The sequence below is a fragment of the Pseudomonas sp. NPDC088885 genome, assembly GCF_044750025.1.
Taxonomy (GTDB): domain Bacteria; phylum Pseudomonadota; class Gammaproteobacteria; order Pseudomonadales; family Pseudomonadaceae; genus Aquipseudomonas; species Aquipseudomonas rustica.
This window is the reverse complement of sequence record NZ_JBIVJB010000016.1, coordinates 24421-48293: the sequence shown is the minus strand read 5'-3', so window position 1 is coordinate 48293 and position 23873 is coordinate 24421. Positions and strand designations below refer to the sequence as shown.

Sequence of the window (23873 nt, the reverse complement as noted above, 5' to 3'; positions counted from 1 at the left end):
GCAAAAAAGGCGATTCGAACAGAGAAAGATTAAGTGGCAATTATGGCGTGCGCTATGCCTGGCGAGAAGCGCAGAGGCAGATAGGGCTTGGAACCCCCGGTTTGATTGTACTTTTTCAGCCGGTAATTGATTAAAACCGTCTGGTTGATTCCGCTACAGAAACAAAGCGCATAACAGACTGCCGTGCTTTTAACCACAACTGGATTATTGTCGAAAACAGCAACTTCTCTGTTAATCATTTCAATCCGGACACGATCATGCCCCAACTAAAAAACTTTGTAGCGGTCGACTGGCGCGCAGGCAAAGACAAAATCTATTTCTTTTTCAAAGATACCAATACTTACTCCCGCTTCGACATTGAGGACAACCGGGTTATTGATGGACATCCCACTACGCCCAATGCCATCAACTGGCATGACTTCCATACCCACGCAAAGGATTTACGCTTCGGATTTACCACCACCGGTTTTAAAACCCCTGAATATCTGGGGTTTGACTCCGATATCCTGTGGTTTTTCTACCTCGACGGCGAGCAACCCATGGTCTGCAAATACGATCAGGACGCTGACAGAGTCAACAGTTTCATGCCCCTGTCGAAATCGCCATGGTCGATGCTGGCGCCCTACTTCGAGCGCATTATCGCTGGCACCTGGCGTGAAACTGCACTGCGACCTCGGGGTTTTGAGTTTCTGCTGAATGATGGCTCTTATCTCTCTCTGGATCTGACTTCGCCTAAACATCATTTAGTTCACAAAGAAATCACTAACGACACCTGGCCAGGACTTGAACCGTATAAGCACAGGATGATTACTGCAGTACAAAACGACCGATCACTGGCTGACAGTTACTACTACATTTTCCTCACAGGTAATCAGTACCTGCGATACAACCTGATGACATTCAGGCTTCTCGCCGGTCCGATCGATGTCAACGACGGCAATTGGCCAGGGCTGTTACGCGACTGATCCGGGCAAATGCGGCGTCTGGCGGGTTACCGGGCGAGGTTAATCATCGGTTAATCTCTAGCCCCCATTGTTCGCCACACTTGCACAGGGACAAGGCTCCTCCATGCGTCATTTTTTTCTTTTGTTTGCACTGCTGATTTCGAGCCTGGCCCAGGCCGGGAATAATCCTTTCGAATCAAAACCGGAATTTTTGCCGGTCGACAAGGCGTTCGTCCTCACCTCCGAACGCCTGGAATCCGGTGAAACCCAGCTGTTCTGGCAAATCACCGACGGCTACTACCTGTATCAGAAACGCCTGAAATTCGATGGGCTGACCGCCGAACAACAACCAGCGCTGCCAACAGGTGAATCCCACAGCGATGAGTTTTTCGGTGAGCAACCGGTTTACCGCCAAGGCCTGGAGGTGAAAATCCCGGCCTCGGCCAGCGGCCAGATCAAGGTCAGCTATCAGGGCTGCGCCGATGCCGGTCTGTGCTATCCGCCGCAAACCCGCGTGATTGATCTGGGGGGCAAAGCCGCCGTCGCTGCCAGCACCGAAGCGCCGGATCAAGCCTTGGCCAGCAGCCTGCAACAACGGGCGCTGGGCTGGAGTTTGCTGGTGTTCTTCGGCCTTGGTCTGTTGCTGGCCTTCACCCCTTGCACGTTGCCGATGCTGCCGATTCTGGCGGGCATGGTCGTCGGCAGCGGCGCCACTCCGCGTCGAGGTTTTGCGCTGGCCGGCAGTTATGTGATTTGCATGGCGCTGGTGTATGCCGCGATGGGCGTGATTGCCGCGCTGCTCGGTGCCAACCTGCAAGCGTGGCTGCAAAACCCTTGGCTGCTCGGCACCTTTGCCGCGATCTTCGTGGTGCTGGCGTTGCCGATGTTCGGCTTCTTTGAACTGCAACTGCCGGTGGCGCTGCGTGATCGTCTTGAACACGCCTCACGCAGTCGCAGTGGTGGCAGCCTGATTGGCGCCGGTGTTTTGGGCGCGTTGTCCGGTCTGCTGGTCGGCCCGTGCATGACCGCGCCGCTGGCCGGTGCGCTGCTGTATATCGCGCAGAGTGGCAATGCGCTGCACGGCGGTTTGATTCTGTTCTCGCTGGGTATTGGTATTGGCGTACCGCTGTTGCTGCTGGTCACGGTTGGTAATCGCTTCCTGCCGAAACCGGGTGCGTGGATGAACCTGCTCAAAGGCGTGTTCGGTTTCCTCTTTCTTGCTACCGCGTTGCTGATGCTGCGTCCGGTGCTGGATCCGTCGTTGTGGCTGGGCCTGTGCGGTGCACTGCTGTTGATCGCTGCTTACAGCGCCTGGAAACAATCCGAAGGCTTTGGCCGAGTTGCGCAGATGTTCGGCGCCACTGCACTGCTGCTGGGTTTGTGGGGCAGTTTGCTGGTGATCGGCGCGGCGGGCGGCAGTGATGATCCGTACCAACCACTGCAGGTTTACAGTGCCGGTCGCACCGCAAGCGCCGCACCGAATGGCCACGAAGCGTTCACCACCATCAAGGATCCTGCCGCTTTGCAAAGCGAACTGGATGCTGCGAAAGCCAAGGGCCAGTGGGTGCTGCTCGATTACTACGCCGACTGGTGCGTGTCGTGCAAAGTCATGGAGAAACAGGTGTTCGGCAAAGACAAGGTGATGCAGGCGCTGAGTGATGTGCGTCTGCTCAGGCTCGATGTCACCGCCGACAACGCTGCCAGCCGCGAACTGCTCAGCCGTTACAAAGTGCCGGGGCCACCGAGTTTCGTCTGGATCGGCTCTGACGGCGAAGAACGCCGCAGCCAGCGCATCACCGGCGAAGTTGATGCCGACACCTTCCTGCAACGCTGGGCCACCACCCGGGACGCCAATTAATGCTGACTTTCACCCTCGGCACTTTTGCCATCGCGCTTAACCACCTGCTGCTGATCAGTGCTTTGGCGCTGGCGACGTTTGTCGGCTGGCGGGTGGCCAAGCGCGGCGGTGATAACCCCGAGTCGGCGCTGTTCAGTCTGTTTCTGCTGGGCATGTTGGCCGCGCGCATCGCGTTTGTGCTGATGTACTGGTCGCACTACCGCAATGACCCGTGGCAAATCATCGACCTGCGCGATGGTGGCTTTCTGGCCTGGCCGGGGGTGATCGTTCTGCTGTTGGCTGCGCTGTATCGCGGCTGGCGTCGTCCGGGCTTGCGTCGACCGTTGGGTTTTGGCGTAGCCAGTGGCGTGGTGTTCTGGCTGTTGGCGACGCTGTCACTGAACATTTACGAACAGGGCACGCGCCTGCCGGACATTGCCCTGCGCAATGCCGCCGGGGAGACGGTCAAACTCAGCGATTATCAGGGTGGCCCGCTGGTGATCAACCTCTGGGCGACCTGGTGCCCGCCGTGCCGACGGGAAATGCCGGTGCTGGAAAACGCTCAGCAACAACGTCCCGACCTGACCTTCCTGTTCGTCAATCAGGCGGAAAGCATGCAAAGCGTCGCGACGTTTCTCGAAACCCAAGGCCTGAGCCTGAACAACGTGTTGTTCGATCGCGGCGGCCGACTCGGTCAAGCCGTGGGTTCCATGGCTTTGCCGACTACGCTGTTCTATAGCCCTGATGGCCGCCTGCTGGGCAGCCACTTGGGCGAGTTGTCCAATGCCAGCCTGGCGCGCGCACTGGAAAACTTCGACACCGCGCCTTCAAGTCCCAATCCGGCCGCAGCGACGGTCAACTCTGCAAGGAAACTGCCATGCCCCGCCTCCGCCACCTGCTGACGCTGACTCTGGGCACTGCCCTGTTGCACCTGCCGTCCGTGCAGGCCGCTGAAGAACTGCCGGCCGCGATCAAACAGATCGAAGCCAAAGGCGCGAAAATCGTCGGCCAGTTCGATGCCCCCGACGGTTTGCGCGGCTATGCGGCGCAATACCAGAATCGCGGCATGGCGCTGTACCTGACCGCGGATGGCAAACACGTCATTCTCGGCAATATGTACGACGCCGACGGCAAGGACTTGAGCAGCGAACCGTTGCAGAAACTGGTCTACGCGCCGATGGCCAAGGAAGTCTGGGCCAAGTTCGAAGCGAGCAACTGGATTCAGGACGGCAACAAAGATGCACCGCGCACCGTTTACCTGTTCAGCGACCCGAACTGCCCGTACTGCAACATGTTCTGGGAACAGGCGCGGCCTTGGGTGAAGTCCGGCAAGGTGCAATTGCGCCACATCATGGTCGGGATCATCCGCGAAGACAGCCCGGGCAAATCCGCTGCACTGCTGGCCGCAAAAGACCCGGCCAAAGCCCTGGAAGATCACGAAAAGGCTGGCAAGGGCAGCTCGCTCAAAGCCTTGAAAGATATTCCCGCAACCGTGCAAACCAAACTGGCGGCGAACATGCAGTTGATGGAAGACCTGGATTTGCAGGCCACCCCGGCGATTTTCTACATGGATGACAAGGGCGAGCTGCAACAGCAACAAGGCGCGCCTTCACCGGACAAATTGGCGCAGATTCTCGGGCCTAAATAATGAGTAAAGCCCGCTCTTAAGAGCGGGCTTCGATTGTGGCAGGAACGATCAACCGCACTTTTTGAAGAAGTCGAGAAAGCTAAAGTCCTCGCAGGTCACTCTCATGAACTTGATGCGTGACTGTGCTGGCGCGACGAATTCGATCAATTGATGCAGGGCTCCACCCTCATTGATACCGTGGTATTCATCCCTCCCCAAGGGTGCACCATTGGCATCGAAGTATTCGACGATACCTTTATGGTGCAGATGGGCCCACGTGAACGAAATCTGCTCGTAATCCACCTTAAATTCAAACTGAATCTGTTGGGGCGGGGATGTCATGGGTGAATCAATGCACATGGCAAAAGAAAGTTCTTCAATGAACCCGACAGTGGTGTAGCCATAACGCATGATGCCTGCCGATCCTTCGCCCTCAAGCAACTTGATCGACATGGTGGGTAAGTTGAATGTGTAATCGTCAGCGGCACTGACAAGTTTCACTTCCTGATCATCAAAATTTTCTACATGAACATAGCGCTGCTTCTGCACCGTTACTCGAGTGATCGGTGAAGGTCGCTCGATGTCATCGCGCTCGACCATGTAGCTCACTTCGACCGTATTACCCTCATTGGCGGCCACTGCCGATGCGCTTACGGCAACTTCAACAGTCCCTTCAGCATTACCATGAACAGTTGCCAGCTCAGGCGAACCGTCTCCCGGAGTGCCACGCCAAAACGGCTTGATCTTGTCAGTCAAGCGCATGCCGTCGTACTTGATAACGATGGTCACTTTTTCCGAGACCAGTTCCGGGTTCAGCACACCGTTCAACGTCTGTTCGACGGCAGGTGCCAGCAAGTCGGTATCTGATTTCAGCAAAAGGTTGTTCCAGCGTGGCAATTCATGAGCGGTATCAATGTTCGAGCCTTTGTCGAACGTAACAAACGTCTTCAGCGTCAAAGCCGATTTATCGTCGAGCCCACTCAACCAGCTTCGATCAATGGTTAATTCCAGACCGTTGCTGACCTGCTCTGACGTCACTTCCAGTGCAGTGACCAAATCAAGCGTTTCATGGGTAGGATAATTGCGCTGTCCGACAACGCTGATCCAGATGTGCTGCCCCAGCGCGATGAACCACCAAGGGGCAAGCTGCACACGCGCATTACCTGAGAACCTGCGCATGTCCAGAAATACAGTACCTTCGATCATGACGACATCGGGTAACCGCGGTTCCGGCAAATCGGCGGGGGGAATGTGTTCTACAGTCAGATCGAGTTTGTGAGAAAGCATCACGTCCCCGCCCGAACTTGCCTCATACCAAACCTGCACGGTTTTACCGACAGATAGACCAACGAGCGACGCTGAAATAAACACCTCTGCGGGAAGTGAAACGCCCTTCGACTGGGTGGTAAATTCCTCGATATGGCCGGGCCGTGCCCAAAAGAGCCGGACAGTATGTGCGGTACTGAGCCCCGGAAAATCAATTCGTACAGTTGTACCGCTCAACGCCTTGCCAGGGGACAAAGTCGAGTTGTACGACGCATCTACTACCAATGGAACCGGAAGTTCAGGATCATTTGCTGATTGATTGGACATGACGACTCTCCTGTCGGGATCACACGATTCAGCCCACACCGGGCGAAGCCATTTGATGCCTGTTCGAGAGAGCCGCGCTACTGTCAGAGTTGACAGTAGCGCGGGATGCAGAAAGGTGGTTCAGGCGATGGAACGGTTCTGTTCAGCCAAAAAGGCAAACAACACCTCCGTCACAAACTGCGCATTCTCCAGATTGGAGATATGCCCCGCTTCCGGCACTAGCGCCCACGGGCAGCCAATCAACTCGGCCATTTCCTTGGCCTCCGACGGTGGCCGTGGCTTGTCCTGATCGCCGCACAGCACCAGCGTGCTGGCAGCGTCCAATTCGCCCAGACGCGGCAACAAATTTTCGCGGCCAAAGGTGATGCGCCCCATCGGCACGATGCTTTCGCGCAGGCGATCTGCGCTGTAGGCCGCCAGTTTCGCGCGGAATGCCTGATACAGCGGCGACTGCGGATCGATGCCCGGGCGGAAGAAGATCGGTACGACGATGTCGAGCAGTTGCTCGGAGATTTCGCCGGTGTCTTCGATTTGCTTGAACAGCGAGAAATAGTACTGGCGGGTAGGTTCCGGTTCGACGCCGAGGTAGGTGTCCATCAGCACCAGCCCGTTGATCCGCTTCGGTGCCGCCAGCGCGAGACGTGCGCCCCACATTCCGCCGACCGACAATCCGACGAGAGTGACCTGATCAATCTGTAGATGATCGAGCAAGGCCTGCGCCTGCCGGGCGATGTCATCGAGGGAGGTGGTGCCTTCCGGTAGCCGGCCTGACTCGCCGTGGCCCCACAGATCGAGGGCGATCACCCGGTAGTGTGGCGACAACGCGGTGATCTGCGGCGCCCACATGGCCTGATCCCACAGATAGCTGCCGGCGAGCAGTACCGCCGGGCCGGTGCCTTGATCAATGTAATGCAGCGCTTGTCCGTCAACCGTAAAGAAGGGCATCGATTCACCTGCGCGGTAAAAAACAGAACCGGCAGACTGAGCTGCCGGTTGGTTGTCGTCAATCGGGGAAATGATGCGGTTTGTGTTGAGGCTGATGACGCCTTCGCGAGCAAGCCCGCTCCCACAGGGGAACGCATTCCAACTGTGGGAGCGGGCTTGCTCGCGAAGAGGCCAGTGCAGACGCTAAAAAATTACAACCCCTCCAGCTCCGCCATCAGATCATTCAACCGATCCACCTTCTCCTCGGTAATGTCACTCGCCGCCAGCCCGTCAATGTACTCGGCCAACTCCTCCACCGTGCTGCACTCGAACATCGCCCGCAGCGGCACATCTCGTTGCAAGGATTTTTGCACACGCGAAGCGATCTGCGTGGCCAGCAACGAATGCCCGCCCAGTTCGAAAAAGTTGTCGCGCACACCGACCTGCTCGACCTTCAACACCTCGGCCCAAATGTCCGCCAGCGTCTGCTCCAGCTCATTGCGCGGCGCCAGATAATCCTGACTCTGCAGTTGACCGATCTCCAGCGCCGGCAAGGCTTTGCGATCAAGTTTGCCGTTGGCATTCAGCGGCAGTTGATCGAGCCATAACCAGTGCAACGGCACCATGTATTCCGGCAGTTCGGCGCGCAGACGCTGCTTGATCCGCTCAAGGCGCTCGCTCGGATTGAGTGCCGAATCGGCCGCCACCAGATAACCAACCAAGTGCTTGCCGTTGACGCCCTCCTGCACACCGACCGCGCCATCGCGCACTTCCGGCTGTTCATGCAGACGCGCTTCGATCTCACCCAGCTCAATCCGGTAACCACGTATTTTCACCTGATGGTCAACGCGGCCAACGTACTCCAACACACCATCGCTACGCCGCCGCGCCAGGTCTCCGGTGCGATACAGACGTTCGCCCGGCGCACCGAACGGGTTCGGCACAAACACCGGCGCCGTGCGCAGCGGATCGCTGACATAACCGCGACCGACGCCCGTGCCCGCCACGCACAACTCACCCACCGCACCCAACGGCACCAGTTCCAGCGCGCCATCGAGCAGATACAGCAAGTTGTTGTCGGTCGGCGTGCCGATCGGCAAATAACTGCCGCGCGTCGAGGCCATGTCGACCCGGAAGAACGCCACGTCGTCGGAACATTCCGCCGGGCCATACGCGTTGACCAGACCAATCTGCGGATAACGCAGCAACCACTGATGCGCCAGCTCCGGCGGCATCGCCTCACCCGTCGGCAACATCCAGCGCAAGCCATCGAGACTCAGGCGATCCGAAGCGAGCATGCCCTGAATCAGCGAAGGCACACTCTCCAGCACGGTGATGCCTTGCGCTTGCACATGCTTCAGCAGACCTTGCGGATCGTGGGCAATCGTATTCGGCACAATGTCCACTCGCGCGCCGAACAGCGGCGCGGCAAGGAACTGCCAGACCGAAATATCGAAGCTCTGCGAAGCGGTCTGCGCGATCACATCGGCGTCACACAAATTCAAATACGGCACCTTGCTCAACTGGTTATTGAGCATGCCGCGCTGTTCGACCATCACTCCTTTCGGCAGGCCGGTGGAGCCCGAGGTGTAGATCACGTAAGCGAGGTTGTCCGGGCCGCTGTAAATGCCAGGATTCGCTGACGATAACGCCAAAGCCTGCACTTCTTCCCAAACCAGAAGCCGTGGACGATTGGCGCAGCTGAATTCATCCAGCAAGGTCTGCGCCTGTTCACGACAGGCCTCACTGCACACCAGCAGCGGCGTGCGGCTCAGCTCGATGATGCGTTGCAAACGCTGACTCGGCAGACCCGGATCCAGCGGCAGATAACCCGCGCCCGCCTTGAAGCTGCCGATGATCATGCCGAGCAGGTCGAGATTGCGCTCGGCGAGCAAGGCCACCGGTTGATCCATCTGCACCCCGGCCGCGACCAGTGCATGGCCGAGACGGTTGGCGTTGTGGTTCAGCTCGGCGTAGCTCTGTTGCTGATCAAGGCACGTCGCGGCGATGCGTTGCGGATGCGCGGTAACCTGCGTTTCGAACAGCGCCACATAGCTCTGCTCCAGCGGATAATCGTGGGCACTCTGGTTGCAACCATGCAGCAGGAAATCCTGCTCCTCAGCGCCCAACAGCGGCAGATCAGCCATGTCGCCATGGAAGCCCTCGACCAGCGCCAGCAGCAGACGCTTGAACTCGCCGAGCATGCGCTCGATGGTCGATTCGTCGAAATAACGCTGGTCATACGACAGGTGCAAACCAAGGTCATCGCCCGGGTAACACACCGCCGTCAACGGGAAGTTAGTGTGGGTTCGTCCGGAGTCCGAGGTCGCGTTCAGGCTCTGCGCGCGATCCAGCACCGAGACTTCCACCGGGGCATTTTCGAAGACGAACAGGCTGTCGAACAGCGGCTGGCCTTTCGGCAATTCGCTTTGTTCCTGAATGTTCACCAGCGGCAGGTATTCGTACTCGCGCAGTTGCATGTTGCTGTCGAGCAAAGCGCTGAGCCACTGACGCACGCTGCTGCGTTCATCGTCTGCCGGCATCTGCACCCGCAGCGCGATGCTGTTGATGAACAGACCGACGGTGCGTTGCATCTCCGGCATGTCCACCGGACGCCCGGCCACAGTCACGCCGAACAGCACGTCACGATCGCCGCTCATACGGCGCAGCACCAAGGCCCACGCAGCTTGAGCAAAAGTGTTGATAGTCAGTTGATGCGCTTGCGCCAATTCACGCAGACGCACTCCGTCCTCGACATTGAGACGGGTGTAGCGGTCGCCGACGATCATGCCGCCGCTTTCACCGGCATGTTCACGCAAGAACGGACGGTCGCTCGGGATCGGCGTGGTGCGCTCGAACCCTTGCAGATTCTGCTGCCACCACTGCCGCGCTTCGGCGAGACTCTGGCGTTGCAGCCAGCCGATGTAATCGCGATAACGCGGCGGCGTGCTCAATTGCGCTTCGCGACCTTCACCCAGAGCGGTATAGATCTCGAAGAAGTCGTTCATCAGCAACGAGCGGCACCAGGCATCGATGAGGATGTGGTGGTTGCTCATCATGAACCAGTAGCGCGCCGCGCCGACCTTGATCAGGCGCAGGTGAAACGGCGCCTGATTGAGCAGATCGAAACCGGCCTCGCGCTCGCTTTTCAGCAGCGCTTGCAGCTTTGGTTCCTGCTCGGTTTCGGCGATGGCGCTCCAGTCCAGATATTCGATTGGCGTGCGACCCGGCGTGTGAATCACTTGCAGCATGTCTTCGCCAACGTTCCAGCAGAACGAGGCGCGCAACGCTTCGTGACGGGCGATCACCGCTTGCCATGCATTAGCGAAACGCTCGGCATCGAGTTCGCTGTTGATGCGGTAGCGATCCTGCATGTAGTACAGACCGGTGCCCGGTTCGAGCAAGGTGTGCAACAACATGCCTTCTTGCATCGGCGTCAACGGGTAGACGTCTTCGATGTGCGCGGCCGGCACCGGCAATGCATCGAGTTGCGCCTGAGTCAGTCTGGCCAGCGGGAAGTCCGACGGCGTCAGGCCACCGGCTTCGTCTTGCAGGCAATGGCCGATCAGGCTTTGCAGCTCACCGAGGTACGCATCGGCCAGATCGTGGATGGTTTGCGCGTCGTAACGCTCGGCGCTGAACGTCCAGCGCAAGAGCAATTCACCACCATACACCTGACTGTCGACGCTCAATTCATTCGGCAATGGCGCCTGCGGATCATGGGCGGCACCGACCGGCTCATCCAGCGGGCGGAACAGCGCATCGCTGGCGAAGCTCTGGTCGAACTGGCCGAGGTAGTTGAAGGTGACCGGTGCATGCGGCAGCGCCTCCATGCTGCGCTGAGTGAAATCATCGGCCAGATAACGCAGCACGCCATAACCCAGACCTTTGTGCGGTATCGCGCGCAGTTGCTCTTTGATTGCCTTGATCGAAGCGCCCTGCCCTGCGGCCTCTTCGATGTTGTGCGGGGTCAGGCGCAGCGGGTAAGCACTGGTGAACCAGCCGACGGTACGGGTCAGGTCGATCTCGTCGAACAGGGTTTCGCGACCGTGGCCTTCCAGTTGAATCAGCGCCGATGGCTGACCGCTCCAGCGGCACAGCACGCGGGCCAGGGCCGTCAGCAGCAGATCGTTGACCTGCGTGCGATAAGCGGCCGGCGCCTGTTGCAGCAGCTGTTTGGTGTGCTCGGCATCGAGGCGCACGCTGACGGTTTGTGCATGACGATTCTGCTGGCCGCCCTGCGGGTTTTCGCAAGGCAGATCGGCGTTTTGACCGGCCAACTGGGTTTGCCACCAGTTGAGTTCTTCGCGCAGGGATTCGCTGCCGGCGTAGGCCTGCAAGCGTGCGGCCCAGTCTTTGAAGGCACTGGTTTTTGCCGGCAGTTTCACCGCTTGCTCGGCGTCAAGTTGGCGGTACACGGTTTGCAAATCGTCGAGCATCACGCGCCACGAAACGCCATCAACCACCAAGTGATGAATCGCGATAAACAGCCGTTGCTGAGCTTCCGGGCCGTCGACCAGCACGGCACGCAGCAGCGGCCCTTGCGCAAGGTCGAGGCTGCGCTGGGCATCGGCGAACAGCGCTTCACACTTGTCCATCGACGGCACGCGCACTTGCCACAACACCGGCGCATCCGACACCGGTTGGTGCGTCGCTTGCCACACGCCGTTGGCCTCGGTGAAGCGCAGACGCAGGGCATCATGCTGCTCGATCACCGCCAGCAGCGCTTGCTCCAGACGATGCGGTTGCAGCGCCACGGTTGGCTCCAGTAACAGCGCCTGATTCCAGTGCTGACGCTCCGGAATTTCCGTGTCGAAGAACCAATGCTGAATCGGCGTCAGACGCGATTCACCGGTCACCAAGCCTTGCTCCGCTGTCACTTGTTCGCTGCGACTGGCCACAGCGGCGAGGGTCTGCACAGTCTGATGCTGGAACAGATCACGCGGGCTGAAATGAATGCCTTGCTGACGCGCGCGGCTGACCACTTGAATCGACAGAATCGAGTCGCCACCGAGTTCGAAGAAATTGTCGTTGAGGCCCACCTGTTCGACATTGAGCACCGCGCACCAGATCTGCGCCAGGGTCTGTTCCAATGCGTTGCTCGGCGCCACGTAATCCTGGCGATTGAGCTCCGGATCCGGCGCCGGCAAAGCACGACGATCGAGTTTGCCGTTGGCGGTCAGCGGCATGCTCGCCAGCAGAATCAGGTGCGTCGGCACCATGTAATCCGGCAGTTGTGTCTTGAGGTGCGACTTGAGGGCTTCGCGCAGTTCAGCCTGTCTGGCTTCGCTTTGCTCGGCGACTTCAGTCACCAGATAGCCCACCAGTTGTTTGCCGCTTGGCGCATCAAGGGCGAGCACCACGGCTTCGCGGATCGAAGCGTGATCAAGCAGACGGGTTTCGATTTCGCCCAGTTCGATGCGGAAACCACGAATTTTCACCTGATGGTCGATCCGGCCCAGGTATTCAACCAAGCCATCGCCACGCTGGCGCACCAGGTCGCCGGTGCGGTACATGCGTCCGCCGTCAGCGGCAAACGGATCCGCGACAAAACGCTCAGCAGTGATGCCCGGACGATCGTGATACGCCTGCGCCAGACCCGCGCCGCCGACGAACAATTCACCGGTCGCGCCCTGTGGCACCAGCGCCAGATCGGCGTCGAGAATGTACGCAACACGCGCGCCAATCACGCTGCCGATCGGCACACTGCCGGCGCCCTCTTCCAGCACCTCAGGCGCCAGACTGGCCAGTGGCATGACCACGGTTTCCGTCGGGCCGTAGGCGTTGAAAAACATCGCCGGTTTGAACGCCGCACGGATGCGTTGCAGATGTTCGCCGGTCAGCGCTTCACCGCCGGTGATGATCATCCGCACCGGCAGGATCTCGTTTTGCGTCGAGAGGAACTGCGCCAACTGGCTGCCGTAGCTCGGGGTGAAACCGAGCACGTTGATTTTATGCGTGCGGATCAAACCGCAGATTTCTTCCGCGTCCCACTGACCTTGCGCACGCAACACCACTTGCGCGCCGCTGAGCAGCGGCACCAACAAACGCTCAGTCGCCGCATCGAAGTTGATCGAATAGAAGTGCAGTTCGCAGTCGTCCGGGCGCATGCCAAACCGCTCGATCACGGCCTGACAGTGCATGGCGATTTCGCCGTGGGAAACCACCACGCCTTTCGGTTTTCCGGTCGAACCCGAGGTGTAAATCAGATAGGCCTGATGCTGCGGCAGGCTGATAAACGGCAGCTCAGTGGCCGGGTAATCGGCCAGCGCTGCACTGTCGTCTTCCAGGCACCAACGCGCCACACTCGACGGTAGATCGCCGAGGGCGTTGAACATTGCCCGATCACTGAGCAGCAGCCCAATGCGGCTGTCTTCGATCATGTAATGCAGACGGTCGAGCGGATATTCCGGATCCAGCGGCACATACGCACCGCCCGCCTTGAGAATCGCCAGCAGGCCGATGACCATTTCCAGCGAACGCTCCAGTGCCAGACCGACGCGCACTTGCGGGCCGACGCCACGCGCCCGCAACGCCCAGGCCAGACGATTGGCACGGGCGTCGAGTTCGGCGTAGCTCAAAGTCTGCCCGGCGAAAGTCAAGGCCGCTGCGTCTTTGCGCGCCAGTGCATGTTCGGCGAACAGGTGATGAATACACTGGTCGAGACGATGCTCGCCCGGCTCGATGCCGAGGCTGTCGAGCAGTTGCTGTTGCTCGGGCGCGTCAAGCAACGGCAATTCACTGAGGCGCTGTTGCGGATCAGCGATCAGCGCTTCGAGCAAATTGCGCCAATGTTTGGCCATGCGCGCGATGGTCGGTTCGTCGAACAAATCGGTGCTGTACGTCAGGCAGCAACCGAGACGATGGTCGAGGTCGGTGACTTCCAGGTTGAGGTCGAACTTGGTCGCCCGCGCATCGTTGGCCAGATATTCGACGGTCATGCCAGCGAGCATGCGGCTCTGCTGAAATTCCCAGCGCTGCACGTTGCACATCACCTGGAACAGCGGGTTGTACGCGGCACTGCGCGGCGGCTGCAAGGCTTCGACCAGATGATCGAACGGCAGATCCTGGTGCGATTGCCCTTCGATCACCGTGTGGCGCACCTGCTCGAACAGCTCGCCGACCGACATCATGCCGTCGAGCTGGCAGCGCAGCACTTGAGTGTTGAGAAACGCACCGATCAGCCCTTCACTTTCCGGACGAATACGGTTGGCCACCGGCGCGCCGATGCGCAGATCGGTCTGGCCGCTGTAGCGGTAAAGCAGCGTGGCAAGCGCGGCGGTCATGGTCATGAACAGGGTCAGACCGTTTTGCGCATTGAACGCACGAACCCGCGCGGCGAGGTCGTCGCTCAGGTCGAAACGGAACAGCTCGCCCTGGTGGCTTTGCACCGGCGGACGCGGGCGGTCGCCGGGCAATTCCAGCAGCGGATGTTCGCGACCGAGTTGCGCCGTCCAGTAATCGAGTTGGCGCTGTCGCTCACCGGATTCCAGCCAGTTGCGCTGCCAGACGCTGTAGTCGAGGTACTGCACCGGCAGCGGCTCCAGTGGCGAATCGCGGTCGTCGACAAACGCTTCGTACAGTGCGCTGAGTTCGCGGGCGAAAATGTCCATCGCCCAGCCTTCGGTGACGATGTGGTGCAGGGTCAGCACGAAGTAATGTTCGTGCTCGGCGGTCTTCACCAGACAGGCGCGCAGCAGCGGGCCAGTATCCAGATCGAACGGCAGATGCGCTTCTTCGTCGGCGAATTGCTGAACCTGTTGCTCGCGCAGATCGGCGGCAATTTTCGAGAAATCCTTCCAGCCCATGCGCACGCCGGTCTCGGCATGCACCTGTTGACGGGCGATGCCGTCGACGCTCGGGAACGTCGTGCGCAGGGTTTCGTGGCGCAGGATCAGCGCTTGCAACGCAGCCTCGAAACGCTCGACGTGCAACACGCCACGCAGGCGCGCCATGCCACCGACGTTGTACGCCGGGCTGTCCGGTTCCATCTGCCAGAGGAACCACATGCGCTGTTGCGAGTACGACAGCGGCACTGCTTTACTGCGGTCGACTTTGGCGATTGGCGGCTGTTTGTTGGTGCGGCCGCTGACTTGGATCAAGCGAATCTGTTCGGCGAAATCACCGAGTTCGCTGTGCTCGAACAACGCGCGCAACGGCAGCTCGACGTCACAGGCCTGACGGGTGCGCGAGATGATTTGCGTGGCCAGCAGCGAGTGGCCGCCGAGGGCGAAGAAGTCGTCGCGCAGGCCGACCTGGCTCAGGCCAAGGACTTCGCGCCAGATCGCGGCGATCCGTTGTTCCAGTTCGGTCACTGGTTCGACGTGTACACGCACTTGCCATTGCGGCTCGGGCAAGGCACGGCGGTCGAGTTTGCCGCTGGGGCTGAGCGGCATTGCGTCGAGGCGCATCAGTTGCACCGGCACCATGTATTCCGGCAGTTCGGCGGCGAGTGCGGTTTTCAGACGAGCGATTTGTTCGTCGTGATGTTCACTGGCATCGGTCGCGGTGAAGTAGCCGATCAGTTGCGCGCCGGCAGCGGTTTCGCGCACCAGCACCACGGCTTGGGCGACGCCGTCCTGAGCGAGTAACCGCGCTTCGATTTCTTCCGGTTCGACACGGAAACCACGCAGTTTGACCTGCTGATCGAGGCGACCGAGGTATTCGATCACGCCGTCAGACGTCCAGCGCGCGCGGTCGCCGGTGCGGTACAAACGTGCGCCATGCTCGCCCAATGGATCAACGACAAAACGCTCGGCAGTCAACGAAGGACGACCGAGGTAACCGCGAGCCAGACCAATGCCGCTGATGCACAACTCACCCGGCACACCGGCCGGTACGGGATTGAGATCAGCGTCGAGCACGCGGCAAATCACGTTGCCCAGCGGCCGGCCAATCGGCGAACGCTCGCCATCGGCGGTGCTGCAATGCCAGTGCGTGACGTTGATCGCGGTTTCAGTCGGGCCGTAACGGTTGTGCAATTGCACCGCTGGTAGTTGCGCCAACACGCGGTTGCGCAGTTCAGCGGGCAGCGCTTCACCACCGGAAAAAACGCGGCGCAGGCTGGTGCCTTCGGCGCTCAGCGGTTCGTCGATGAACAGCGAAAGCAGCGGCGGTACAAAGTGCAGCGTGGTCACGCCATGTTCTTGCACCAGTTGCGCGATGCGATGCGGATCGCGGTGTTCACCGGCGCCGGCAAGCAGCAAGCGCGCACCAGTGATCAGCGGCCAGAAGCATTCCCACACCGAGACGTCGAAACTGATCGGCGCCTTTTGCATCAACACATCGGTTTCATTCAACGCGTAAGCGCTCTGCATCCATTGCAGACGTTCGGCCAGTGCCGCATGCGTATTGCCGACGCCTTTCGGCTGGCCGGTGGAGCCCGAGGTGTAGATCACGTAGGCGAGGTTGTCGCCGTGCAAGTGCAGACCAGGTGCCTGGCTCGGCCAGTTTTCCAGGTGCAGGGCGTCCATGGCGATCACGCTGACGCCGTCGCTGGCCGGTAAACGGCCGAGCAGTTCGGTTTGAGTCAGGAGCAATTCGACGCCGCTGTCGCTGAGCATGTAAGCCAGGCGATCAGCCGGGTATTCCGGATCCAGCGGCACGTAAGCGCCGCCGGCCTTGATGATCGCCAACAGGCCGATCAACAGTTGTGGCGAACGCTCGGCGGCGATGGCCACGCAAACGTCCGGGCCGACGCCTTTGTCGCGCAGATAGTGCGCGAGGCGGTTGGCTTGCGTGTGCAGTTCGGCAAAATCGAGGCTACCGCCCTCCCACACCAGCGCGATGCGTTCCGGGGTTTGCCGCGCTTGTTCGGCGAGCAGTTCGGGCAGCCATTGTTGTGCCGGGGCGCACGGCGCGACGCTCCAGTTTTTCTGCTGATCGTGTTCGCCGACGGTGAGCAATTGCAGATCGCCGATGGCTTGTTCTGGACGCTCGCAGACTTCGCGCAACAGATTGCTGAAATGCTCGGCCAGTCGCGCGATGGTCGCGGCGTCGAACAGTTCGTCGGCGTAGTCGAAGGACAATGTCAGGCGACCATTACGGTCCTCTTCACTGTGCAATTGCAGGTCGAATTTGGCTTCGCGGCTGTGCCACGGCAACTCTTCGGCGAGCAAACCCGGCAGGCGTTTGAGCGCACTGAGGTCGCGCTGCTGGTGGTTGAACATGATCTGGAACAGACCTTGTTCGCGGGCCTGCGGGAAAGCTTCGAGCAGTTGTTCGAACGGCAGATCCTGATTCGCCTGCGCGCCGAGTGTGGCCTGGCGGGTTTGCGCCAGCAGCTCAACGAATGGCAGGCGCGAATCGATCTCGGCGCGCAGCACTTGGGTGTTGATGAAGAAGCCGATCAGGCCTTGAGTTTCCAGGCGCGGACGGTTGGCGTTGGGCACGCCGATGCGAATATCACGCTGACCGCTGTAGCGATGCAGCAGGCTCTGGAACGCCGAGAGCAACAGCATGAATGGTGTCGATTGATGCGCTTGCGCTGTGTTGCGAATCGCCTCGCTGAGGCTGACGTCCAGACGCACGGTGTGACGTGCAGCGCTGTGTTTGTGTTGCGCCGAGCGCGGATGATCGGTGGCCAGTTCCAGTGTTGGATGCTCGTCACCCAACTGTGCTTTCCAGTAAGCCAGTTGTTGCTCGCCCTCTCCTTGCCCCAGCCATTGGCGCTGCCAGCTGCCGTAGTCGGCGTATTGGGTTGGCAGCGGCGCGAGGTTGGCCGTTGTGCCTTGCGAGGCCGCGGCGTACAGGCGCGAGAATTCGTCGATCAACACGTTCATCGACCAACCGTCAGCGATGATGTGGTGCATCGTCACCAGCAATTGGTGATCTTCATCGTCGAGACGGATCAGCGTCACCCACAGCAGCGGGCCTTTCTCCAGATCGAACTGAGTGCGGGCTTCGTCGTCGCGGATCTGCTGCGCGCGGCCTTCGCGTTCATCGGCTGGCAGGTCACTGATGTCGATCAATTGCAGGTTGAAATCGGCAGCGGCATCGACATGTTGCAGCGCTACGCCGTCACGTTCGAAGAAACGCGTGCGCAGGGATTCGTGGCGCTCGATCAATTGCTGAAAGCTGGCGCGCAGTGCGTCTTCATCGAGTTCGCCACGCAAGCGCAGGCCGCCGGGAATGTTGTAGGCGCTGCTGTGCGGGTCGAGTTGCCAGGTGATCCACAAACGGTTTTGCGCCAGCGATTGCGGCATCGGCTCGGAACGTGACAGCGCGGTGATTTCACCTTGCGCGCTGCCGCCGTCCTGTTGTTGCTGGGCGACTGCGGCGGCAAACGTGGAGAGGGTCGGCGCTTCGAACAGCAGGCGAAGGCTCAGCTCCAGACTGAGTGCTTCGCGAACACGGGCGATCACTTGCGTGGCGGCGATCGAGTTACCGCCAAGCAGGAAGAAGTGATCGTCGGCGTTGACCTGTTTGACGTTGAGTTGCTCAGCCCAGATCTTGCCGATCAGTGTTTCAAGTTCGGAGGCGCTGGCTCCCGATTCTTGAGTTTCAGTGGCGCTCGACGGGAACACCACGTAGCAGTCGAGGCTGCCATCGGCCAGACGATTGCGGCACGCCGAGCGCTGCAATTTGCCGCTGGAGGTTTTCGGCAGTGCGCCGGGATTGAGCAATACGACCACGCTCGGCGCTTCTTGATACGCCTCGGCCACGGCTTGGCGAATGGCTTTGATCAACGCTTCCGGCGACAGGATTTTCTGCACGCTGCGGCTGATTTCCGCCGCGATGCCGATGCCTTCTTCGCCATTCTGATTGACCGCGAATGCAGCGACGCGGCCCTTGCGCACCACTTCCACTTCGCGCTCGACGGTTTGTTCGATGTCCTGCGGATAGAGGTTGTGGCCGCGCACGATGAGCATGTCTTTCAGGCGACCGGTGATGAACAGTTCGCCGTTGCGGATAAAACCCAGGTCGCCAGTGCGCAGCCAGGTGCGGCCAGCGTGCTGGACGAAGGTTTTGGCGCTGGCTTCGGGGTTGCGCCAGTAACCGAGGGCAATGCTCGGGCCGGTCGCCCAGACTTCGCCGACGGCATTGTTAGCGAGTTCTACGAGCGTATTGGGCTCAACGATCAGCACTGCGTGCTCAGGCTGGCTGATACCGCAACTCATGATCGGGGAACCATCGCCCGGCTCGGCACGATTTTGCGCCAGCGCTTGATCGTCCACGCGCAGTGCAGGAATGCCGGTGCCGCGCGGGGTGCCGGCGACGAACAGCGTGGCCTCGGCCAGACCGTACGAGGCCATGAAACTGTTATCGCTGAAACCGCTCGCGGCGAACTTGTCGGCGAAGCGTTCCAGGGTGTCGAGGCGGATCGGTTCGGAACCGGAATAGGCCACGCGCCAGCGGCTCAGGTCGAGACGCTCCAGCGCCGATTCGCTGACCCGTTCGCTGCACAAGCGATAGGCAAAATCCGGCCCGCCGCTGATGGTGCCGCCGTATTGGCTGATCGCTTCGAGCCAGCGCAATGGCCGACCGAGGAAGTACGCCGGCGACATGAGGATGCACGGCACACCGCTGAAAATCGGTTGCAGCAGACCGCCGATCAAACCCATGTCGTGATACAGCGGCAGCCAACTGACGATCACATCATCCGGGTTCACATCGATGCCGAAACCGTGGCGAATCAACAGTTCGTTGGCCACCAGATTACCGTGGCTGACCTGCACGCCTTTGGGTAACGCAGTCGAGCCGGAGGTGTATTGCAGGAAGGCGATGTGCTCTTGCGGCAGGCTCGGCTCAAGCCAGTTTTCGGCCAGCGCATTGTCGAGTGTGTCGACGCACAACAGCGGCGGCGCGCCTTCGATCTGCTGCAAGGCGTCGCGCAGGTCGGCGCTGGTCAGCAGCAGACGCGGTTCGGCGTCGGCGATGATCGACAGCAAACGTTCCTGATGGTGTCGGCGCGCCGATTCCGGCGGATACGCCGGCACTGCGATCACGCCCGCATACAGGCAACCAAAAAACGCCGCGACGTAATCCGGGCCGCTGGGAAACAACAACACCGCGCGATCACCAAATCCCGCCTCAGCCTGCAACGCGGCAGCAATCGTGCGCGCGCGTTGATCGAGTTCGCGATAGCTGAGCACCACAGCCTGTTCTTCGTTTTCGGCAAGAAAACGCAAGGCCAGTTGATCCGGCGTCAGGGCCGCGCGGCGCTGGAGGGCTTGGACCAGAGTGCTGGGGATGTCGAACGCGTCGGTCATGAGGTTTCCTGCCTGAAGTCGGCTTGCTGAGTGGAATCGGGTTGCTGCGTCACGCCCTCAAGGGCATGCAGGGCGCGGTCTGTGCCGACCGCGCAAGGCTGCGGAATGCTGTCTGGTCGGGGTTCGGTACCCGGAACCATTCACCAATGAGAACGGATGACGTCTTGAAATAATTAGTCGGCAGGCTGGATCGCCAACGGGGCTGGGATGCGGCGGCGTGTCGCAGTTCTCACAACGCACCAATTTGTATCATTAGTTCTCTTTCTCAATTGACAATCATTATCATTCAACATAATTTGTCGCTCGATGTGTAGGACGGCCCCGTCCCCCCAAGGCGTCCCACTAACCTATTTGGCAGCAAGGTGATTTCCATGACGGAACCAGTATCCACAAGCAGGTGCGATTCACCGCTACTTCAGGCATTCGTCGACAATCGACTGATTCTGGTCAAGATTGCAGCCCGCATTACCGGCTGCCGGTCACGTGCCGAAGACGTGGTGCAGGATGCGTTTTTCCGACTGCAATCGGCGCCACCGATCACGTCGTCGATCAAGGCGCAACTGAGTTATCTGTTCCAGATCGTGCGCAACCTGGCCATCGATCACTACCGCAAACAGGCGCTGGAGCAGAAATACTCAGGCCCTGAAGAGGAAGGGCTGAACGTGGTCATTCAAGGTGCTTCGCCGGAAACCTCGCACATCAACTTCTCCACCCTGGAGCACATCGCCGACGCACTGACCGAGCTGCCCAGCCGCACTCGCTACGCGTTCGAGATGTACCGCTTGCACGGCGTGCCGCAAAAGGACATCGCCAAGGAACTCGGTGTTTCGCCGACCCTGGTCAACTTCATGATTCGCGATGCGCTGGTGCACTGCCGCAAAGTGTCGAGCAGTCGTCGGGATGTGGTGATTGCGGGGCGGCGCTAGGATCTTAATTCGGCGTCAAGCCATTCGCGAGCAAGCCCGCTCCCACATTTGAATTGTGTACATAGATCAAATGTGGGAGCGGGCTTGCTCGCGAAGGCAGACTTGAGAGCGCAATAGATCTCAAGCCCGGTCACCTCAAGCCAACTTGCACCGATCAAAAAACCGCTCACGCCCCAGAATCATCAGCGCCGCACGCTTATGCGGGAAGTCGAATTCCTTCTCGCAGTGGAAGCACTGGTTCTGCATGTGGCCAATCATCTTCGCGTTATCAGCACGCGGTTCGGCGACCACGCGCTGGGTGCGCGGATCATCCAGAAACAAGTAATGCACCAGCGCCGATAACCAGCTCGCGACTTTATGCGGGCCGCGGTGATCCTCCTCCCCCACCAGCATGTGAATGCCCCGGTCGTAATCGTCGGCATCGTAGAACGGCGCGATACGATCTTCCTTGGCCCAATAAGCTTCGAAGTAGGCGAACGGCTGATCATCGAAACAGCCAATCAAGGTCAGTGTGTGCGGGTCGGCGTCGAGTTTGCTCAGGTATTCGCGGTGCTTGTCGATGCTGCCTTCTTCCTGCCAGAAACTGGCGACGCGCGGGCTGTTTTGCCAACGGTTGAAGCGCGGCAGATCCTCTTCGATTTCCACGGTGCGCAGGGAAATCCACGCGCCCAGTCGCGCATCGAAACGCCGATAGACTTCACCGCGCGGTTTCACCGGTCGCAGTGGATGGCGCTTGCCAGCGCTGATGACCATTTGCTGCGGATAGCTGCCGGTCAGCGACGTGCCGAGCCACGGTTGCGGCAGTTGCCAGAACAACGTGCGCTCGCAGCGATATTCGCCGGCCACCTCGGTGCTCACCAGCAAACCGCTGAGCAAGGCTTCGGTCGGCGGTTGATCGAGTTGCCAGGTCAATTGCTGGCACTCAGGGTCGCGGGCGAACAGCCAATAACAGGCTGCCCACAGCGCTTGCCCCGGCGGCAAGGCGAAACGCTCATCGATCTGGATCGGCCCTTTGGCCTCGCGATCGAGGCGCAGGCGAATCAATGGTTGCCCGTCCAGGCTCAGGCTCAGACGGCTTTCGGTGGCATCGGCTACCAGTTGGCTGCCCGAGGGCAGGGACAAGGCAGTCAGGTCATTCAGATTGGACATGGGTCGGGCTCACGATAATCGTCGACAGTTCAACGATGGGACGTGATCCGGCAGGGGAAATTTAGGCTTGGCAGAGAAATCGGTGCCTCAGTGATGCGGCACTGGCACCACGGCAATCTTGTACGGATCGAAGATTTTCAGCATCTCGCCGTTGTCGCGCAGGCCTTGCAGCAGCTTGCCGAACGCCTCGCCGGTGATCGGCGCGGCGGGACGCAGAATCGCGTAGTGGTGGTAAACCTGATCAATGCGCTGCGACACCAGCAACTCGTCGCGAACCTTCTCGTTGCGCAGCAGGTAATCGCTCAGATAGGAGCGCGTCACCAGAGCAATGTCGGCGCGCCCGCGCAGCACCATCAGCAGGTTGCTGTCGTGGGAATAGGTCAACGTTGCATTGAAATTCTGCGCGAGGAATTTCGGGTCGGCGTTGAAGTTGGCGAACTCATAGTGATAGCCGCTGAACAACGCCAGACGCTTGCCTTTAAGGTCAGCGAAATAGTTCTGCTGGCGACCGTCTTCACGTTGCGCGACGAAAATCTCGGCGTCTTCAAGGCCCATGTCGACGTCGGTGTGAGGGATTTCCTTCCAGCCCCAATCAGGGTTCTCGAAGATCGCCATGTCGATCCGGCCTTGTTTGAAATCACCGAAACGTCGCGGGATCGAAGTCGGCACGAGGACGAATTGATAGTCTTTTTGCAGGCGGTTCAGCGATTCGACCAATTGTGGCAGCAGACCGGTGTCGGCACCGTTTTCCGGGCGGATGGTGTACGGCGGAAAGTGCGCGGCGCCCACTCGAACCAGTTGCGCTGCTTGCGCAGGCAACAACCAGAATGCCGCCAGCGCTGCGAGCATAACGCCCGACGCCGTCCGAATTGGCGAAGACTTCAAAACACCCCACTCCCCGAAAAATACCGATCAATGCATTCAAGCTAGGCGGTTTCGCCCAGTTAGCCAGTTTCACCGCCTGATAGAAAGCGTCTCAGCGCTCTTCAAGCACCAGAATCAGCGCCTCATCCGCCAGTTGATCGAGGCTCAGACTGCCGCCGGCACGGAACCAGGTGGTCGTCCAGGACAACGCACCGGTGAGAAAACGTCGAGTGATAAACACGTCGCCGCGAATAAACCCGGCCTCTTTGGCTTCGCCGAGCACCTCTAGCCAGAGGTCTTCGTAGACATCGCGCAGCGCCAGCACTTTGGCTTGGCCCTCTTCGGACAACGAACGCCATTCATACACCAGCACCGCCATCGCTTCGCCGCTGCCGCCCATGATCGACTGCAATTCGCAGCGGATCAGCGCCAGCACCCGCTCACGCACATTGTTCGCATCGGCGAGCGCGGCGCGCATCAGTGCCGTGTTGTAACGGATGGTTTCTTCCATCACCGCCCGGAGAATTTCGTCCTTGCTTTTAAAGTGATGAAAAATACTCCCCGACTGAATCCCCACCGCGCCGGCCAGATCGCGCACCGTGGTGCGTTCGTAGCCTTTATTACGGAACAGGTGAGCCGCCACTTGCAGCAGTTTGCCGCGCGCGCTGTCCGGGTCGGTCAACTGGCCGTCATCGACCAATTCGCGCATGACCCTCAGGGCTTTTTGCTCGTCCACCCGTTCTCTCCTACAGTCGATCAGTCTGTTGCCCCCTGAAACCGCAGGGTTGCGCGCAATTT

11 protein-coding genes are annotated in these 23873 nt (G+C 59.8%); 5 read left to right on the top strand and 6 right to left on the bottom strand.

Features of this window, described 5'->3' with window-relative positions; translation table 11 throughout:
• The first annotated feature begins 257 nt into the window (after nucleotides 1-257).
• The 4 genes from ACIP1X_RS10285 to dsbG all read left to right on the top strand — a co-directional run bounded on the left by ACIP1X_RS10285 (nucleotide 258) and on the right by dsbG (nucleotide 4429).
• On the top strand, nucleotides 258-965 hold the full coding sequence (locus ACIP1X_RS10285) for a hypothetical protein (RefSeq protein WP_400751663.1): 708 nt from the start codon (nucleotides 258-260) through the stop codon (nucleotides 963-965).
• A gap of 103 nt (nucleotides 966-1068) precedes the next feature.
• Nucleotides 1069-2802, top strand: coding sequence for a protein-disulfide reductase DsbD (gene dsbD, locus ACIP1X_RS10280; protein ID WP_400751660.1), 1734 nt, complete (start codon nucleotides 1069-1071; stop codon nucleotides 2800-2802).
• Nucleotides 2802-3683 carry a TlpA disulfide reductase family protein gene (locus tag ACIP1X_RS10275; RefSeq protein ID WP_053122220.1) on the top strand — a complete coding sequence of 294 codons (882 nt, stop codon included), beginning with the start codon at nucleotides 2802-2804 and terminating at the stop codon, nucleotides 3681-3683. The genes dsbD and ACIP1X_RS10275 overlap by 1 nt, the downstream gene beginning before the upstream one ends.
• Entirely contained in the window at nucleotides 3659-4429 is a 771-nt protein-coding gene (dsbG, locus tag ACIP1X_RS10270; protein WP_400751658.1) for a thiol:disulfide interchange protein DsbG, read from the top strand. Before ACIP1X_RS10275 ends, dsbG begins: the two co-directional genes overlap by 25 nt.
• Before the next feature lie 48 nt (nucleotides 4430-4477).
• On the opposite strand, the gene ACIP1X_RS10265 is transcribed toward dsbG, so the two are convergent.
• The 3 genes from ACIP1X_RS10265 to ACIP1X_RS10255 form a co-directional block, all read right to left on the bottom strand.
• A complete protein-coding gene (locus tag ACIP1X_RS10265) occupies nucleotides 4478-6001 on the bottom strand; it encodes a hypothetical protein (RefSeq protein WP_400751655.1) in 1524 nt (507 codons plus the stop codon).
• 120 nt (nucleotides 6002-6121) lie between these two features.
• Nucleotides 6122-6946, bottom strand: coding sequence for an alpha/beta fold hydrolase (locus ACIP1X_RS10260; RefSeq protein ID WP_400751652.1), 825 nt, complete (start codon nucleotides 6944-6946; stop codon nucleotides 6122-6124).
• Nucleotides 6947-7137: 191 nt separating this feature from the next.
• Nucleotides 7138-20136 (bottom strand): non-ribosomal peptide synthetase, encoded by a 12999-nt coding sequence (locus ACIP1X_RS10255; protein ID WP_400751650.1) that lies wholly within the window; start codon nucleotides 20134-20136, stop codon nucleotides 7138-7140.
• 371 nt (nucleotides 20137-20507) lie between these two features.
• On the opposite strand from ACIP1X_RS10255, the gene ACIP1X_RS10250 reads away from it, so the two are divergent.
• Complete coding sequence (locus ACIP1X_RS10250; protein WP_053122228.1) at nucleotides 20508-21062, top strand: RNA polymerase factor sigma-70; 555 nt, start codon at nucleotides 20508-20510, stop codon at nucleotides 21060-21062.
• A 135-nt stretch (nucleotides 21063-21197) separates the two neighbouring features.
• On the opposite strand, the gene ACIP1X_RS10245 is transcribed toward ACIP1X_RS10250, so the two are convergent.
• The 3 genes from ACIP1X_RS10245 to ACIP1X_RS10235 form a co-directional block, all read right to left on the bottom strand.
• Nucleotides 21198-22211 carry a GNAT family N-acetyltransferase gene (locus ACIP1X_RS10245; protein ID WP_400751647.1) on the bottom strand — a complete coding sequence of 338 codons (1014 nt, stop codon included), beginning with the start codon at nucleotides 22209-22211 and terminating at the stop codon, nucleotides 21198-21200.
• An 87-nt stretch (nucleotides 22212-22298) separates the two neighbouring features.
• Nucleotides 22299-23060 carry a substrate-binding periplasmic protein gene (locus ACIP1X_RS10240; protein ID WP_400751644.1) on the bottom strand — a complete coding sequence of 254 codons (762 nt, stop codon included), beginning with the start codon at nucleotides 23058-23060 and terminating at the stop codon, nucleotides 22299-22301.
• Nucleotides 23061-23187: 127 nt separating this feature from the next.
• Nucleotides 23188-23811, bottom strand: a complete 624-nt coding sequence (locus tag ACIP1X_RS10235) for a TetR/AcrR family transcriptional regulator (protein ID WP_282354236.1) — start codon at nucleotides 23809-23811, stop codon at nucleotides 23188-23190.
• Between the last annotated feature and the right edge of the window lie 62 nt (nucleotides 23812-23873).